This is a genomic window from Herbidospora daliensis (assembly GCF_001570585.1).
Classification (GTDB): Bacteria; Actinomycetota; Actinomycetes; order Streptosporangiales; family Streptosporangiaceae; genus Herbidospora; species Herbidospora daliensis.
In genome coordinates, this window is the sequence record NZ_BBXF01000004.1 from 14,139 (window position 1) to 30,039 (window position 15,901).

Consider the following 15,901-nt stretch of genomic DNA (forward strand, 5'->3'; position numbering starts at 1 on the left):
TGGTCAGACCAAATATGGTCAGACCATACACCTTTCCGGCGGAGGGGACAGGAGTGCGTACCTTCGAAACGGTGCTGGCCCAGATCGAGCAGCGGATCGCGGCCGACGGCCTGACGGTCGGCGACCGGCTGCCCGGGGAACGGCAACTCGCCGAGCAGCTGGGGGTCGGGCGGTCGTCCGTCCGGGAGGCGCTGCGGGTGCTGGAGACCCTCGGGGTCGTGTCGTCGCAGGTGGGGCGGGGTCCCGACGCGGGCGCGGTGCTGATCTCGCGGCCCGACGGCACGCTGGCCGACCTGCTGCGGCTGAACCTCGGGCTGGCGACGATGTCGGCGCGCGAGGTCCTGGACACCCGGCTGATGATCGAGCGCTGGTCGGCGGCCCGGGTGACGTCGGCCCCGGCGGCGATGACCGAGGCGCTGGCCGCCATGGACGCGGCGGGGTCGCCGGAGGAGTTCGTCACCCACGACATCGCCTTCCACGTGGCGCTGACCGACGCGGCCGGCAACCGGCTGCTGTCGGCGGTGCTGCGGGCGCTGCGCGACGCGCTGGTGTCGAACGCGGTCGAGGCGGTGCGCAGGCTCGGCCACACGGGCGACCTGCAGGCCGACCACCGGCGCATCCACGCGGCGATCGAGGCGGGCGACGCGGCCGAGGCCGTCGCGGCGGTGACCGCCCACCTCGCCCGCGCCTACCCGGGGCTTTCACTGACCCAGAACGTGTTCTAGTTTTCGTTCATGAAGCTGGGTCTGAACCTCGGTTACTGGCAGCGCTCCCCCTCCGACGCCACCGCTCTCGTGCAGGCCGCCGAACGGCTCGGCTACGACTCGGTGTGGACCGCCGAGGCGTACGGCAGCGACGCCTTCACCCCGCTGGCCTGGTATGGCGCCCGGACCTCCCGCATCAAGCTGGGCACCTCGGTCGTGCAGCTCAGCGCCCGTACGCCGGCCGCCACCGCGATGACCGCGATGACGCTCGACCACCTCACCGGCGGGCGGCTGCTGCTCGGGATCGGCGCCTCGGGGCCGCAGGTGGTCGAGGGCTGGTACGGCGTCCCGTTCGCCCGCCCGCTGGCCCGGACCCGCGAGTACGTCGAGATCATGCGCAAGATCTGGCGGCGGGAGGAACCTGTTACCAACGAGGGCCCGCACTACCCGCTGCCGCTGCCCCAGGGCAAGCCGCTGAAGCTGATTACCCACCCGCTGCGCCCGGACATCCCGGTCTACCTCGGCGCCGAGGGCCCGAAGAACGTCGCGCTGGCCGCCGAGATCGGGCAGGGCTGGCTGCCCCTGTTCGCCCTCCCGTCGAAGATCGAGTCCATGTACGGCGACGCGCTCGCCGCCCGTACAGAGGACTTCGACATCGCGGCAATGGTCATGACGCTGATCACCGACGACGTGCGGGCCGGGCTCGACATGGTCAAGATGATGCTGAGCCTCTACATCGGCGGCATGGGGTCGTCCAAGAGGAACTTCCACGCCGACATCATCGGCCGCATGGGGTTCGCCGAGGAGGCCGCCCACATCCAGGGCCTGTTCCTCGACGGACGCCGCGAGGAGGCCTTCGCCGCCATCCCCGACGACCTGGCCGACGGGATCTCCCTGATCGGCCCGCCCGGACGGATCAAGGAACGCCTCGGCCCGTGGCGGGCCAGCCCGGTGACGTCGCTGCTGGTCATGGGCCCGCGGACCGAGGACGAACTGCGCACGATCCGCGAACTCGTGGGTTAACCGGGCAGGTCGGACCAGCCCGACTCCAGGTAGGCGTAGGCGGTGCCCTGCCGGATCGGGATCATCGTGGTGCCCGGCGGGGTGTCGACCGGCCGCTCATCGGGGCCGTCGTAGACGTAGGCGAGCAGCGTGGCGGTGGCCGGGTCGACCACGAGCGTGTGGTCGCCGGTCGCGTCGGTGATCGCCAGGCCGGGCCTGCCGACCGGGTCCGTCGCGTCGTCGTCCAGGTGGAGGCCGCCCTGGTCGGCGAGGATGCGCAGCAGCGTGGCGCGGGTCGCGTTGGGGGCCGGCGAGGTCAGGATGTGCCGGGCGGCGGCGAAGGCGAACGCGCCCGCGTCCTCGCCGCGCGGGCGGGCGTCGTCGAGCCACTTCTGCAGGGCGGCGCGATCGGCGGGCAGCTTCTTCAGGTCGGCCTGCCTGACCTGCTTCGTCCCGATCCCCCAGGCCAGCACCAGGCCCGTGAACGACTGGTCCTTCGTCGCTTCGGGGAGTCCGGGGCGGCCCTCGGCGCGCCAGGTCTTTTCGGCCCGGTCGCCGGTGAACGTGGTCCGCACGTCGGTGGTCGCGCCGATCCTGCCGTCGCGGCCGTCGTACCAGGTCTCGGCCGTCGACGCGACGGTCACGCCGTCGAGCGGGGAGGTGAAGGTGCGGATCTTCTCGTGCCAGTACGTCCCCTTTTCGGGCCGGGTCCGCTCCAGCGTCTCGGCCCCCGCCAGCAGCACACTGCGCGCGGTCAGCACCGGGGTGCCCACCGGGACCGGGTCGGGCCGTGTCACGACCGTCGTCGACGGCGCGAACACCACGAAGGCGGCCGCCGCTGCCGCGAGCAGTCCGGACGCCGCCAGCAGCCGGGTCGGGGGCCGCTTGCGCGCGGGCCGTTCGGCGAACGCCCTGGCCAGGTCGTCGGCCCGCCTGGCCCGGTGGGACTCCTCGGTCACGTCGTCGGGCCGCAGGCTCCGCACGAGGTCGTCGATCATGATTGCTCCTGGAGGGTTCGGGGCCGCAGCGCCTCGGTGAGGCGGCGGCGCGCACGGTGCAGTCGGACGGCGAACGTGCCGGCGGCGCAACCGGCGATCTTGGCGGCCTCGCGGGGCGTCAGGCCGTACCAGCTGGTCAGGATCAGCGCCTCGGCGTCGGCCTCCGCCATCGCGGCGAGCACGATCAGCGCCGCCTCGCGCTCGGTGACCTGGTCGGCGACGTCGGGGGTGGTGCGAACCGGCAGGTAGGCGAGCAGCCGTTCGGCCCGGATGCCGGAGTCGCGCTGTTTGCGGAGCAGGTTCCTGGCGACGCCGAGCAGCCACGGCAGCGGCTCCGGCGGCAGGTCGGCGAACCGCCGCCAGGCGATCAGGAAGGTCTCCCCGACGACGTCCTCGGCCGCCGCCCGGTCGGCACGCAGCAGCGCGTATCCGAGGACGGCCCGGTAATGCCGGTCGTAGAGGTCGGTGAATCGTGTCTCTGGATCGTCCACACCCAGTAGTCCCGCCAGTGGAGCCCGGATTACACATGACATCATTTCGGGCGTGAAGGTGCTGATAGCCGACGACCAGGAGCTCGTCCGCACGGGTTTCCGCATGATCCTCGACGCGCAGCCCGACATCGAGGTCGTGGCGACCGTGGCCGACGGCGCGGCGGCCGTCGCCGAGGCCCGCCGCCTGCGCCCCGACGTGTGCCTGCTCGACATCCGCATGCCCAAGCTCGACGGCATCGAGGTCACCCGCCTGCTGGCCGGTCCGGGCGTGCCCGACCCGCTCCGCGTGGTCATCGTCACCACGTTCGACCTCGACGACTACGTCTACGGCGCGCTGCGCGCCGGAGCCTGCGGCTTCCTGCTCAAGGACAGCGGCCCCGCCCTGCTCATCGAGGCGGTCCGCGCCGCCGCCGCGGGCGACGCGCTGGTCTCCCCTTCGGTGACGGTACGGCTCCTCGCCCACCTCGCCCGTCCACGCCAGCCGGTCAGCCCGCCCGAATCGCTGACCGACCGAGAGCTCGACGTGGTCCGGCTGGTCGCCCGGGGCCGGACCAACCAGGAGGTCGCCGCCGAGCTGTTCGTCTCGTTGTCGACGGTGAAGACGCACATGGCCAGCGTCCAGACCAAACTGGGCCTGCGGAACCGCGTCGAGGTCGCCGCGTGGGCCTGGGAGTCCGGTGTCGTGAGTTGACCGGATTAGCGGAGGTTCTCCCTGGAAACGAAGGGGTCAGGTAACACCGGGGGGAGAGTTCCGTGCGCATGCCACAGAGATCCGCGTTCGGGGTCTATGCCGCCCTGACCAGCCAGATCGCCTCCCTCGCGGCCTTGGTGGCCTTCGAGGAACTCCGCGGCCGCGACCTGGCCCTGCAGATCGCCGCCTTCGGCGGCGACCCGAAGGCCCCGGGAGCCGAAGCCGTCATCGGCGACGTGACCGTCTTCGCGGTCCTGGTGATGGCCGTGGTCGTCACCACCATCGCGGCGGCGGCGACCTACCTCGGCTGGCTCGCCTCTGCGGCCCGCGTCCGCAAGCTGACCGCGACGGCGGCCTGGCTGATCCCCGTCGTCAACCTGGTCGCCCCGGTGCTGCTGGCCGACCAGGCGTGGCGGGAACGCGCCAAGGAGTCGCGGCTGCGCTGGCTCGTGCTGGTGAGCGCGTGGTGGGTGGCGGGCCTGACGACGATCTCCCTGATCGTCGAGAGCGCCACCGCCCACACCAACCTGACGGGCCTGGGCCTGCGCGAACTGACGGCGGCGGGAGTGACGGCGCTGTTGTGCGCGGCGACGATCTGGGAGGTCTCGTCCCCCCGCGCCGTCCGCCTCCCCCGTCAGGCGATCGCCGCGATGTCCCCGTCGTCGAAGTAGATCGACTGGTGGTATCGCCCGCCCAGTGCGGCGGCATAGCGCACGAGAACATCATGTCCCGAGATCGAGCCCTGCTCGATCTCCGCTATCCGCTCTTCGGTGACCCCCATCCGGTTGGCGACCTGCTGCCGGGAGAGCCCACGCGACTGGCGGATTTCCGCGAGACGGTGCCCGAGCACTTCAGCCAGAAGCCGCTGCTTGCCCAGGGCCACCGCTTCTTCTCCCCCCACCCCTTCGACCAGATCGGCCCGGATGTCCTGCCACCGCGCATATCCGCTCATCGCCGCTGCTCCTCTTCGCGATCCCTCCCCGGCGACCAACAAGATGCATGCCCTCCATGGATCGAAGACGAAGAGGATACGTACCGTCCCTGGTCTGAGTTCTTTGAGATTACGGAGGCTCGAACCAGAGATGACGTCAACCAGCGGCCGCCCAAGCCCGGGGCCGCAAGCGGCGAGCACGTCGATCGCTTCCACCACTCGCTTACGGGTTTCACGATCGAGGGCGAAGATCCATTCACGGACCTCATTTACCGCGTAGATGTCCCATTCATCATTCGACACTCACGGTAGTTTAGCGATCACCATATGCAATGGCGGCAAATCCACTGATCAGGCGACCTTGCCCGAGCTGCCCATGCTGGCGTGCCACAACACCCGTTGCGGTTCCTTCACCCCCAGGTCCGCGTACGGCGACAGTTCGTAGCCGTTCTCGTAGGTGATCTTCTTGCCTCCGATGACCCCGCGACCCTCCTCCGGTCTCTCGGACAGGATCTCCCTGACCGCTTCGATGCCGCGAGTCCGCCACAACCGGTCGAGGTCGGTCAGGTTCCAGGCGTGCAGGGCGCGCATCGAGATGCCCCTCCGGCCGGTACGCCGGATCACCCCCCGGGCCACCATCAGCCACGAGCCGAACACGGTCGCCGCCGTGTGGGCCTGGACCGACTCGAAGAACGTCAGGTCGATCGGGCCGGTCGAGTCGTCGAGGGTCGTGAAGATGACGCGCTGGCCCGACCGTACCGCCGGGGTCTGGGTCGCCACCTTCACCCCGGCGACCAGGATCTCCGCGCCGTTGCGCTGTTTCAGCAGGTCACGGGCGCGGATCACCCCCAGGGCGTCGAGGAAGTCGTCGTGGAAGGCGATCACGTGGCGGGTGACGTCCATGCCCAGGACGCTCAGTTCCGCCTCTACCGCCTCCGCTTCGCTCATCTCCGGGAGTTCTCCGGGGGTCACGTGGTCGGCGAAGTTCATCGGCAGCTGGCCCGAGCCCTGGCCGCCGGCCCGGTCGAGGGCGCCCACCTGGGCCATCAGGTCGCGGCGGGTGAGGCGGCCGGGACGCCAGCGGGGTTCTCCCGGGCGCAGGCCGTGGACGGCGTCGAGGCCGCCGACCTCGATGACGTGTTCGGCCACCGGCCGCGACGGGCGGGCGCGCTCCCAGAAGTCGGCCATCGACACGTACGGCTGGCCGGCGATCATGCGGTCGACCTCGGCCTCGCTGATGCCCTTGATGGCGGAGAAGGGGACACGCAGGCCGTAGCCCCGGCCGAAGAGGGGCGGGTCGGCGAGGGCGGGGCCGAGTTTCTCCACGCGCCAGTCGCGCGCGGAGCGGTTGACGTCCAGGGGAAGGACCTCCACGCCGCACTGGCGGGCCTCGTCGAGGATGACGCGGTTGGGGTACATGCCCGGTTCGTGGGTGAGCACGCCGGCGAAGAAGGCGGCCGTGTGGTGGCGTTTCAGCCAGGCCGACTGGTAGGTCGGCAGGGCGAAGGCCGCCGCGTGGGCCTTGCAGAAGCCGAAGGCGCCGAACGCGTCGAGCACGCGCCAGGTCGCCTCGACCGTCGCGGCGTCGAACTCGGGGCGCACGTTCAGCTCCCACCAGGCCCGGACGCGGGCGCGGCCGTCGGGTGAGGACAACGAGCGGCGGACCTTCTCGGCCTCGGACAGGCCGCAGCCGGTCATGACGTCGACGATCCTCAGGACCTGTTCGTGGAAGACCACGACGCCGTTGGTCTCGGCCAGCGCGGCGCGCAGTTCCGCGTGGGGGTAGACGGCCGCGCGGAAGCCGTGCCGAGACTCCAGGTAGGGGGTGACCATGTCGGAGTTGACCGGGCCGGGGCGGAACAGCGAGATGTCCACGATCAGGTCGTGCATGGTGCGGGGTTCGAGCTTGGCGACGAGTTCGCGCTGGCCGGGCGACTCGATCTGGAAGCAGCCGATGGTCCGGCTCTCGCGCACCATGTCGTACGTCGCCGCGTCGTCGTGCGGCACCTCGTCGAGGGCCACGTCGGCGTCGTCGACCCGCTTGATCTCGGTGAGCGCGTAGGCCAGCGCCGACTGCATGCGCACCCCCAGGACGTCGAGCTTCAGCAGCCCGGCGTCCTCGACGTCGTCCTTGTCGAACTGCGACATGGGGAACTCCAGCAGGCTGCGTTCGACCGGGGTGCGGCCGCGCAGGCCCATGTTCCCGACCAGCACGCCGCACGGGTGCAGCGCGATGTGCCGGGGCAGGCCGTCGAGGCGTTCGGCCAGCCGGAAGACCGTCTCCAGGGCCCGGTCGTTGAGCCCGCTGTCGCGCAGCTCGGGCAGGTCGTCGAGGGCGGCGCGGATCTGCTTGGCCCTGACGTGCGGGAACGCCTTGGCGATGGCGTCGATCTCGTGGGGCGGCAGGCCCATCGCGGCCCCCACGTCGCGGATGGCGCTGCGGGCCCGGTAGGTCTCCATCATCGACACGCAGGCGACGCGCGACTCCCCGTACCGGTCGAGGATGGCCCGGTAGCAGTCGAGGCGGCGGGCCGACTCGACGTCGACGTCGATGTCGGGCAGCCCGACGCGGCCCTCGGACAGGAAACGCTCCATCAGCAGGCCGTGTTCGAGCGGGTCGACCTCGCCGATCTTGATCAGGTAGTTGACCAGGCTGCCGGCGCCCGAGCCCCGGATCGCGCAGCGGACGCCCATGCCGCGGATCATGTCGGTGATGCCGGCGACCGCGACGAAGTAGCCCGACAGGCGCTTCTTCTCGATGATCGCCAGTTCGGCGGCCAGCCGTTCGCGCGCCTCCCGCGACCGGCCGAGGCCGCGGTCGAGCAGGCCGTCTTCGCACCGGTGGCGCAGCAGCGGCACCGGGTCACCGCCGATCTCCGGCAGGTGCAGGCGGGGGTCGACCTCGTCGATCAGCGGCACGATCTCGACCGGGTCGAGCACGCACGCCTCGGCCGCGCGCCGGGTCACGCCCAGCAGCCGGCTCGCCCGCGCCCGGTCACCGCCGCACACCCGCAGGGCGACGCGGCCCATCTCCTCGGCGCTCTTCAGGTAGGCGTGCGACGACGACTCGACGTGGCGGCCGTGCAGCGGGACGAGTTTCCTGGCCGCGTCGAGCACGTTGCCGACCTGGTAGTCGGCCGGGTCGAGGTGGCGGACCGCGTTGGTGAGGATCGTGGGCAGCCCGAGGGAGTCGGCCAGGGCGAGCAGGTGGGTGGCGGTGTTGACGTCGCGGTAGCCGTACAGGTCGACGATCTCCACGGCGGTGCCCGGCACCGCCGCGCGCCAGCGTTGCAGCAGGTCGCGGGCCTGTTGGTCGCGGCGGGCCGCGACCGCGCGGCCGACCTCGGAGCGCGGGCCGAGCAGCACGATGAGGCGGCCGTCGGCGGCGTGGCGGCCGACCAGGTCCATGGTGACGCGGGGCTGCCCGCGGTCGCCCGCGTAGTGGGCGGCGGTGACCAGGCGGCACAGGTCGGCCCAGCCGTCGCGCCGGGCCAGGACCACGATCCGGTCGTCCTCGTCGGACATGGCGAGGTCGACGCCGACGACCGCGCCGATGCCGGCCTCGTGACAGGCCCTCACGTGCTTGATCGCGCCGTAGAGGCCGTCGCGGTCGGTCAGCGCGAGGGCGTCCATGCCGTGTTCGACCGCGCGCGCGACCAGGGCCGGCGGGAAGGCGGAGCCGTAGCGCAGCGAATAGGCGGAGGCGACGTGGAGGTGCTGGAACGGTCCCATCAATCCCACGCCCGCAGCAGCAGCCACGCGTCGGTGGCGGTGTCGTAGCGGAGTTCGTAGGTGCCCGACTGCGCCTCCACCCGCCAGAAGCGCCGTTCGCCGGGGTCGGTGGCGGAGGTCTTCCACCATTCCCGGGCCACCACCCAGTGGTCGAGGATCTGCCGGACCACATAAAGCCGGTCACGCCAGACGAACCTGACGGGCCGGCCGTCGCGGACCCACACCTCGATCGGATCGCCATACAGTCTGCTCACGGACCTTCTCCCGATGGCTCCCAGTTGCCTGCGATCGCCACCCGGGGGAAGGGCGGGCGGTGCTGTACTCGAACATATGTTCTCAGGACGTTGAACGCAAGTTCGAACGTCAGGGTATGACGTAGTTCATTTCCCCTGGTTTCTGTACGGTTGGTCGTCGTGGCGAACGAACCTCAGCAGATAGGGCCTTATCGCATCACCGGCCGGCTCGGCCGGGGCGGCATGGGCACCGTCTACCTCGGCCAGGATGACTCCGGCCGGAAGGTCGCCGTGAAGGTGATCAACGCCGAGTACAGCCAGCACGAGAACTTCCGAGTGAGGTTTCGCCGCGAGGCCGAGTCGGCCCAGCGGGTGCGCCGCTTCTGCACCGCCGCCGTGCTCGCCGCCGACCTCGACGGCGAGCAGCTCTACGTCGTCACCGAATACGTCGAGGGCCCCAACCTCGAACAGGCCGTGGAGAAGTCGGGCCCGCTGACCGGGTCGAGCCTGGAGGCCCTGGCGGTCGGCGTGGCCACCGCCCTGACCGCCATCCACTCCGCCGGCATCGTCCACCGCGACCTCAAGCCCTCCAACGTGCTGCTGTCCCCCGTCGGCCCCCGGGTGATCGACTTCGGCATCGCCCGCGCGCTCGACACCTTCGGCGGGGTCACCCACACCGGCGAGCTCGTCGGCACCCCCCGCTACATGGCGCCCGAGGTGCTGCGCGGCGAGGCGATCTCGCCCGCCTGCGACGTGTTCTCGTGGGGCTGCCTGGTGGCGTTCGCGGCCAGCGGCCGGGCCCCGTTCAACGGCGAGGCGCTGCCCGCCGTGATCTTCCAGGTGCTCAACTCCGAGCCGGTGCTCGACAACCTCGAACCGCAGATGCGCGACCTGGTGCGGACCGCCCTCGACAAGGAGCCGCGCAACCGCCCGAGCGCCCAGCAGCTCCTCGACAACATGGTCGGCCGGGTCAGCCCCGAGATCGCCCAGCACACGGTGGCGGAGACCTGGAAGCAGAGCGCGCCGTTGCGCCGCAGCACGGACAACCGCGGCCGGCTGATCGCCGGGGTCGCCGTCGCGGCGGCCGTCGCGGTGACGGCCGGCGTCATCGGGGTGCGCGCGCTGGCCGGGCCGGGCGGCCCGCCGGTCAACCTGGCCACCCTCTACCAGGAGGACTTCACCACCAACGGCGACTGGCCCGGCACCTACGACCCCGGCTCGGGTTACGGCTTCGGCTACACCCCGCAGGGCACCTACGCGGTCGACCTGAACTCCGAGAGCCCCGAGAACGTCACCCCCGCGCCGATCCCGTTCGTGGCGGAGCAGGAGCCGACCCCCGGCCCGTCGCCGACCCCGGTCACCCCGCTCGGCGTGACCGTCGGCGTCGACGTCCAGACCGCCGACCTGGTCGGCAGCGGCGAATACGGCCTCTTCTGCCGCGCGTCCAAGGACAACTACAAGGACAACCGCTACGAGTTCCTGCTGACCAGCACCGGCGAGGCCCGCATCCGCCGGGTCGCCGGCGGTTCCGGGGGCATCATCGCCAGCGGCACCGTCGACGGGCTCACCGACAAGTTCAACCTGTACGTCTCCTGCGACCCCGGCGAGGGCAGGTCCGTCGTGCTGAACATGTGGGTCAACGGGCAGCAGGTGCTGTCGCACACCGACACCAACGGCCTGCCCACCGGAGACATCGGCACCATCGGCCGCGTCCAGCCCGATGGGGAGTCGTCGATGAGGCTGGCCTTCGACAACTTCATACTCAGAGGACAACTGGACGGGTAGGACAGGCCCCATGCAAGCGATCATCGTCACCACACCAGGCGACTCTTCGGCTCTCGGCTACGCGGAGGTGCCCGACCCCGTCCCCGGGGAGGGCCAGGCCCTGGTCGGCGTCGCCGCGAGCGGCGTCAACTTCATCGACGTCTACTACCGCGAGGGCCGCTATCCGCTGCCCACCCCGTTCGTCCCGGGCTCCGAGGGCGCCGGCACGGTTCTGGCCGTCGGCCCCGGCGTCACCGAGGTCGCCGTGGGCGACCGGGTGGCCTGGGCCAACATCGTCGGCAGCTACGCCGAGAAGCAGATCGTGCCGGCCGAGCGGCTGGTGCCCGTCCCCGGCCACCTCGACCTCGACCTGGCGGCGGCGGTCCTGCTCCAGGGCATGACGGCCCACTACCTGACCCACGCGACCCACGTGGTGCGCGAGGGAGACGTCGTGCTGGTGCACGCCGCCGCCGGGGGCATGGGCCTGCTGCTGACCCAGACCGCCAAGATGCGGGGCGCCCACGTGATCGCCACCGTGTCCTCCGACGCCAAGGAGAAGCTGGCCCGCGCGGCCGGCGCCGACGAGGTCCTGCGCTACGGCGACGTGGCCGCCGCCGTCCAGAAACGCTGCCATGTCGTGTACGACGGCGTCGGCGCCGCCACCTTCGAGGACTCCCTGGCCGCCCTGCGCCCCCGGGGCGTGCTGGCCCTCTTCGGCGCGGCCAGCGGCCCGGTCCCGCCGTTCGACCCCCAGCGGCTGAACGCGGCCGGATCGTTGTTCCTCACCCGCCCGACCCTGGGCCACTACGTCACCACCCGCGCCGAACTGCTCGAACGGGCCGAAGACGTGCTGGGCTGGGTCGCCGACGGCTCGCTCGACGTGGCGGTCTACAACCGCTACCCCCTGGCCGACGCCAAGCGGGCCCACGACGACCTGGAAGGCCGCCGGACGACCGGCAAACTGCTCCTCATCCCTTGACTAGGTTGGAAGACGTGAACCAGACGGCGTTCGTACTCGGCGGCGGCGGGGTCCTCGGCGCCCACGAGGTGGGCATGCTGCGCGCCCTCGCCGAGGCCGGGATCAAGCCCGACCTCATCGTCGGCACCTCGGTGGGGGCGCTCAACGGGGTCGTGCTGGCGGCCAACCCGGTCGACGCCGTCGAACGGCTCAGCGACTTGTGGAGCACCCACATCGTGCGCACCGCGTTCGCCGGTTCGTGGATGACCCGCCTGTCCACCCTGGCCCGGACCGGCACCCACCTCCACCCGATCGACCCGCTGCGCCGCCTGCTGGGGGGCCACCTCCCCGACACGTTCGAAGACCTGGAGGTCCCCTTCCAGTGCGTCGCGGCGTCGATCCAGAAGGCCCGCGCCCACTGGTTCACCGAGGGTCCGCTGGCCGACGCGGTGCTCGCCTCCTGCGCGGTGCCGGGGCTGCTGCCGCCGGTCCGCATCGACGGCGAGCACTTCGTCGACGGCGGGCTGGTGCACAGCATCCCGGTCGGCCGCGCGGTGGCCCTGGGGGCGACCCGCATCTTCGTGCTGCACGTCGGCCGGATCGAGCGGCCCCTCGAACCCCCGGCGAAGCCGTGGGAGGTCGGCCTGGTCGCCTTCGAGATCGCCCGCCGCCACCGTTTCGCCGAGGAGATGGCCGCGTTGTCCGACGACATCGAGGTCCACGTGATGCCGGCGGCCTTCGGGGGCCGTCCGGGCCTGTCCGACCTCCGCTACCGCGACGCCTCCCGGATCGCCCGCCACGCGGGCCGCGCCTACGAGGCCTCCGCCGCCTATTTGGCAGACCTATGAACTAAGGAGGCCCGGTCGTGCTCCCTCCCCGGATCGTCCGGCGGCTGATCTTCGCGCCGCTGGTGATCGTGCTGACCGTCGCCGTCATCCTCACTCTGCCGGTGTGGCTCGTCTTCGGCTTCATCGTCGGGCTGCGCCTGCCGCCGCCGCGCCGCCGGGGCCTGCGGCTGGTGGTGTTCGCCGTGGTGTGGCTCGCGCTGGAGTCGGCGGCGCTGATCGCCAGCCTGGAGTTGTGGGTGGCGTCGGGCTTCGGGGGGCGCCTGAGCGAGGCCAGCCACCAGGAACGCCACTACGCCCTGATCCGCTGGTTGCTGACGAACGTCTACGGCGCGGCGGTGGCCATCTTCCGGTTGTCGGTCTCGATAGACGAGCCCGCGCTGACCGGCGAGGAGGCCGCCCGCCGGCTGACCCGGCCGATCATCGTGTTGTCGCGGCACGCCGGGCCCGGCGACTCGTTCCTGCTCGTCTACCACCTGCTGGCCCGCTACCAGCGGCGGCCGCGCATCGTGATGAAGGCGGCTTTGCAGTTCGACCCGTCGGTCGACGTGGTGATCAACCGGCTGCCCAACGCGTTCGTGCCGAAGAAGACCGCCGAGAGCGGGATCGTGACGGAGATCTCCCGCCTGGCCGCCGACATGGACGCCGACGACGCCCTGGTGATCTTCCCGGAGGGCGGCAACTTCACCCCGGCCCGCCGGTTCCGGGCGATCAGGCGGCTGCGCGAACGCGGCCTGCGCGCCGAGGCGGCCCGCGCAGAACGCCTCGCCCACCTGCTGCCGCCCCGCCCCAACGGCGCGATCGCGGCCATGACCGCCTGCCCCGAGGCCGACGTGATCTTCGTCGCGCACACCGGCCTCGACGACCTGATCACCATCGGCGACGTGTGGCGGCACCTGCCGGAAGAGGCCCGCATCACCGCGAAGTGGTGGCGCTGGGCGGCCGAGGACGTGCCGAGGGAGCGCGAGGCCCAGATCTCCTGGCTCTTCGACCAGTGGACGGCCATCGACAAGTGGATCAGCGCCCAGAAGGACGCCGCCACCGCGGAGAACACCGAGACACCCTGACGCGGCTGACCGGCGCGCCCGCGCGGCGATCAGTCGTGCGGCGGCCGTCGCCTGTGGTGCCGGCGAGCCGTGGTGAGCAGGGCGATTCCCACCAGCAGCCCGACGGCGGCGACGGCGGCCGTCGCCGCGATCACGACCACGCGGGGCCTCCCGGGGGGATGACCGGCTTCGGCGCGCCCGCGCCCCCGTCGATCAGTTCCCTGAGCGCGTCGGTGTCCATGTGGTGTTCGACCAGGTCGCCGATGGCGTCGAGGCGCTGTTCGCGCAGGGCGGCGAAGTCGACGTCGCTCTCGACCGGCAGGCCGGTCTCGGCCAGGAAGGCACGGCGGAACCCGTCGTTCTCGAAGGCCCCGTGCCAGGTGGTGCCCCAGACCTCGCCCCGGCGGCACCCGTCGAGGAACGGTTCGGCACCCGGGGCGGGGGTGACGACGCCGTGGTGGATCTCATACGCGGCCACCCGGTGACCGTATGCCGCGCCCGTCGGCCTGGCCAGCACTTTTTCCGGGCCGAACCGGACTGTGGCCGGCAGGAGGCCCAGCCCCGGCACGGTGCCCTGCCGCGATTCGACGTCGTCGTGGATGGTCTCGGCGAGCATCTGGTAGCCGCCGCAGATGCCGACGATCGGCCCGCGCCGCCTGACCAGGGCGTCGGCGATGCCGCGTTCCCTGAGCCAGGCGAGGTCGTTCACCGTGGCCCGCGACCCGGGCAGCACCACCAGGTCGGCGCGGGCGACGTCGCCCGGCGAGGTGACGAAGCGGACGTTCACCCCGGGTTCGGCGGCGAGGGCGTCGATGTCGGTGAAGTTGGAGATGCGCGGATAGCGCACCACGACCACGTCGACGGCGCCGTCGGCGTGGTCGGCCGGGGGCCGGTTGTCGAGCGCGAGGGAGTCCTCGACGTCCATCCACAACCCGTCGAGCCACGGCAGCACGCCGTAGACCTCCCGATGGGTGAGCCCGCGCAGCATGTCGAGCCCCGGTTCGAGCAGTTCGACCGCGCCCCGGAACTTGTTGATCACGAAGCCGGAGATCAGCGCCTGGTCCTCGGGTTCCAGCAGCGCCAGGGTGCCGTAGAGGTGGGCGAACACGCCGCCCCTGTCGATGTCGCCCACGACGATCACCGGCAGGCCGGCCGCCCGCGCCAGCCCCATGTTCGCGATGTCGTTCGCCCGCAGGTTGATCTCCGCCGGGCTGCCCGCCCCCTCGCACACGACGACGTCGTAGTCGGCCCGCAACCGGGCCAGCGACTCCAGCGCCACCGACTTCAGGTGCTTCTTCAGGTCCGGGTACGTCAGCGCGTCGACGTCGGCCAGCGGCCGGCCCTTCACCACGACCTGGCTGCGGCGGTCGCTGCCCGGCTTGAGCAGGACCGGGTTCATGTCGGCCGTCGGCTCGATCCCGCAGGCGGCGGCCTGGGTCGCCTGCGCGCGGCCGATCTCGGCGCCGTCGGCGGTGACGAAGGAGTTGAGCGACATGTTCTGCGCCTTGAACGGCGCGACCCGCACGCCCCGGCGGGCCAGCCACCGGCAGATGCCCGTGGTGACGACGCTCTTCCCGGCGTCGGAGGTGGTGCCGGCGACCAGCAGCGCGCCCGTCATCGCCGCCTCGCCAGCACCGCGAGCGCCGCCGCCGCCCAGGCCACCCGCCGGGCCAGCGTCACCGCGCGGGAGATGTCGGGCGTGGCCGGGCGGGGGCCGTCGCCCAGTTCGGGGCGGTGTTCCAGGCGGCCGCCGTAGTCGTTCACGCCACCGAGGGTCACGTTCAGGGCTCCGGCGAAGGCCGCCTCGCACTGGCCCGAATTGGGGCTGGGGTGGCGGGAGCCGTACAGGACCATGGATCTGAGCGCGGCCCGGGGACGGCCGGAGCACAACGCGGTGAGCACCCCGGTGAGACGGGCGGGAACGTAGTTGGCCGCGTCGTCGAGGCGGGCCGCCGCCCAGCCGAAGCGCTCATAGCGGGGCGAACGGTGGCCGATCATCGCGTCGAGGGTGTTGATCGCCCGGTAGGCCAGCAGGCCGGGCACGCCCGCGACCGCGCCCCAGAAGAGCGGCGCGACGACGGCGTCGGAGGTGTTCTCGGCGATCGACTCGACGGTCGCGCGGGCCAGTTCGGCTTCGCCCAGGTTGCTCGGGTCGCGGCCGCACAGGTGCGGCAACCGGCGCCGGGCCGCCTCGATGTCGTCGTCGGCCAGGTGACGGGCCATGTGCGCGCCCTCACGGGCCAGCGTGGTCCCGCCGAGGACCGCCCACGTGGCGGCGGCGGTCACCGCGGTCCTCCTGGGGAGCAGGGCCCCCAGCGCGGTCACCGCGCCGACGCAGACGGCGGTGAAGAGCACCCCCCGGGTACGCGAGTCGCGATGCACCCGCCGTTCCAGCGCGGTCGCCGCGGTGCCGAAGATCGCCACCGGATGCCCGCGCCGGGGATCTCCGATGACCGCGTCCAGAACCACCCCGAGCGCGATGCCCCGCGCCTCTTCCCCCATCACG

At 71.8% G+C, this 15,901-nt stretch carries 15 protein-coding genes; 8 read left to right on the forward strand and 7 right to left on the reverse strand.

Translation table 11 applies throughout. The features are described from left to right. The first annotated feature begins 53 nt into the window (after positions 1 to 53). Positions 54 to 725: a FadR/GntR family transcriptional regulator gene (locus AW274_RS20190; protein WP_063813514.1), complete on the forward strand. Its 672-nt coding sequence runs from the start codon at positions 54 to 56 to the stop codon at positions 723 to 725. A gap of 9 nt (positions 726 to 734) precedes the next feature. After that, positions 735 to 1,727 (forward strand): LLM class F420-dependent oxidoreductase, encoded by a 993-nt coding sequence (locus tag AW274_RS20195; RefSeq protein ID WP_062434801.1) that lies wholly within the window; start codon positions 735 to 737, stop codon positions 1,725 to 1,727. Here the strand turns inward: AW274_RS20195 and AW274_RS20200 are convergent. Both AW274_RS20200 and AW274_RS39345 read right to left on the reverse strand, forming a co-directional pair. Further along, positions 1,724 to 2,704, reverse strand: coding sequence for a CU044_5270 family protein (locus tag AW274_RS20200; protein ID WP_062434804.1), 981 nt, complete (start codon positions 2,702 to 2,704; stop codon positions 1,724 to 1,726). The two genes, AW274_RS20195 and AW274_RS20200, sit on opposite strands and share 4 nt — an antisense overlap. Next, entirely contained in the window at positions 2,701 to 3,195 is a 495-nt protein-coding gene (locus tag AW274_RS39345) for an RNA polymerase sigma factor (protein WP_198169336.1), read from the reverse strand. The genes AW274_RS20200 and AW274_RS39345 overlap by 4 nt, the downstream gene beginning before the upstream one ends. Before the next feature lie 58 nt (positions 3,196 to 3,253). On the opposite strand from AW274_RS39345, the gene AW274_RS20210 reads away from it, so the two are divergent. Beyond that, positions 3,254 to 3,886, forward strand: coding sequence for a response regulator (locus AW274_RS20210; RefSeq protein ID WP_083974684.1), 633 nt, complete (start codon positions 3,254 to 3,256; stop codon positions 3,884 to 3,886). A 68-nt stretch (positions 3,887 to 3,954) separates the two neighbouring features. Continuing rightward, entirely contained in the window at positions 3,955 to 4,557 is a 603-nt protein-coding gene (locus AW274_RS20215) for a hypothetical protein (RefSeq protein WP_062434807.1), read from the forward strand. Here the strand turns inward: AW274_RS20215 and AW274_RS39350 are convergent. The 3 genes from AW274_RS39350 to AW274_RS20230 are packed head-to-tail and all read right to left on the reverse strand — an operon-like array spanning position 4,521 to position 8,803. Next, positions 4,521 to 5,120, reverse strand: coding sequence for a type II toxin-antitoxin system RelE/ParE family toxin (locus AW274_RS39350; RefSeq protein WP_083974584.1), 600 nt, complete (start codon positions 5,118 to 5,120; stop codon positions 4,521 to 4,523). The two genes, AW274_RS20215 and AW274_RS39350, sit on opposite strands and share 37 nt — an antisense overlap. Before the next feature lie 48 nt (positions 5,121 to 5,168). Further along, on the reverse strand, positions 5,169 to 8,549 hold the full coding sequence (locus AW274_RS20225) for a DNA polymerase III subunit alpha (protein WP_062434821.1): 3,381 nt from the start codon (positions 8,547 to 8,549) through the stop codon (positions 5,169 to 5,171). After that, positions 8,549 to 8,803 (reverse strand): DUF6504 family protein, encoded by a 255-nt coding sequence (locus tag AW274_RS20230; protein ID WP_030456731.1) that lies wholly within the window; start codon positions 8,801 to 8,803, stop codon positions 8,549 to 8,551. The genes AW274_RS20225 and AW274_RS20230 overlap by 1 nt, the downstream gene beginning before the upstream one ends. 159 nt (positions 8,804 to 8,962) lie before the next feature. On the opposite strand from AW274_RS20230, the gene AW274_RS20235 reads away from it, so the two are divergent. Genes AW274_RS20235 through AW274_RS20250 form a run of 4 tightly spaced genes read left to right on the forward strand, consistent with a single transcriptional unit; the run spans position 8,963 to position 13,416 of the window. Beyond that, positions 8,963 to 10,567: a serine/threonine-protein kinase gene (locus tag AW274_RS20235; protein ID WP_232320204.1), complete on the forward strand. Its 1,605-nt coding sequence runs from the start codon at positions 8,963 to 8,965 to the stop codon at positions 10,565 to 10,567. Positions 10,568 to 10,577: 10 nt separating this feature from the next. After that, the gene (locus AW274_RS20240) at positions 10,578 to 11,525 is read left to right on the forward strand and encodes a quinone oxidoreductase family protein (protein WP_062434827.1); all 948 of its coding nucleotides are present in this window, start codon (positions 10,578 to 10,580) and stop codon (positions 11,523 to 11,525) included. Positions 11,526 to 11,539: 14 nt separating this feature from the next. Next, positions 11,540 to 12,352, forward strand: a complete 813-nt coding sequence (locus tag AW274_RS20245) for a patatin-like phospholipase family protein (RefSeq protein ID WP_062436153.1) — start codon at positions 11,540 to 11,542, stop codon at positions 12,350 to 12,352. 17 nt (positions 12,353 to 12,369) lie between these two features. Continuing rightward, positions 12,370 to 13,416 carry a 1-acyl-sn-glycerol-3-phosphate acyltransferase gene (locus AW274_RS20250; protein WP_062434830.1) on the forward strand — a complete coding sequence of 349 codons (1,047 nt, stop codon included), beginning with the start codon at positions 12,370 to 12,372 and terminating at the stop codon, positions 13,414 to 13,416. 130 nt (positions 13,417 to 13,546) lie between these two features. On the opposite strand, the gene AW274_RS20255 is transcribed toward AW274_RS20250, so the two are convergent. Together AW274_RS20255 and AW274_RS20260 are read right to left on the reverse strand one after the other, a co-directional pair. Then, positions 13,547 to 15,013: a cobyric acid synthase gene (locus AW274_RS20255; RefSeq protein ID WP_062434832.1), complete on the reverse strand. Its 1,467-nt coding sequence runs from the start codon at positions 15,011 to 15,013 to the stop codon at positions 13,547 to 13,549. Next, positions 15,010 to 15,897, reverse strand: coding sequence for a cobalamin biosynthesis protein (locus tag AW274_RS20260; protein ID WP_062434835.1), 888 nt, complete (start codon positions 15,895 to 15,897; stop codon positions 15,010 to 15,012). Before AW274_RS20260 ends, AW274_RS20255 begins: the two co-directional genes overlap by 4 nt. Positions 15,898 to 15,901 lie beyond the last annotated feature (4 nt).

Excerpts from the sequence above, each read along its gene's own strand:
- AW274_RS20195 (WP_062434801.1), top strand. The coding sequence starts at position 735 with ATGAAGCTGGGTCTGAACCTCGGTTACTGGCAGCGCTCCCCCTCCGAC.
- AW274_RS20200 (WP_062434804.1), bottom strand. The coding sequence starts at position 2,704 with ATGATCGACGACCTCGTGCGGAGCCTGCGGCCCGACGACGTGACCGAG.
- AW274_RS20215 (WP_062434807.1), top strand. The coding sequence starts at position 3,955 with ATGCCACAGAGATCCGCGTTCGGGGTCTATGCCGCCCTGACCAGCCAG.
- AW274_RS20225 (WP_062434821.1), bottom strand. The coding sequence starts at position 8,549 with ATGGGACCGTTCCAGCACCTCCACGTCGCCTCCGCCTATTCGCTGCGC.
- AW274_RS20240 (WP_062434827.1), top strand. The coding sequence starts at position 10,578 with ATGCAAGCGATCATCGTCACCACACCAGGCGACTCTTCGGCTCTCGGC.
- AW274_RS20255 (WP_062434832.1), bottom strand. The coding sequence starts at position 15,013 with ATGACGGGCGCGCTGCTGGTCGCCGGCACCACCTCCGACGCCGGGAAG.
- AW274_RS20260 (WP_062434835.1), bottom strand. The coding sequence starts at position 15,897 with ATGGGGGAAGAGGCGCGGGGCATCGCGCTCGGGGTGGTTCTGGACGCG.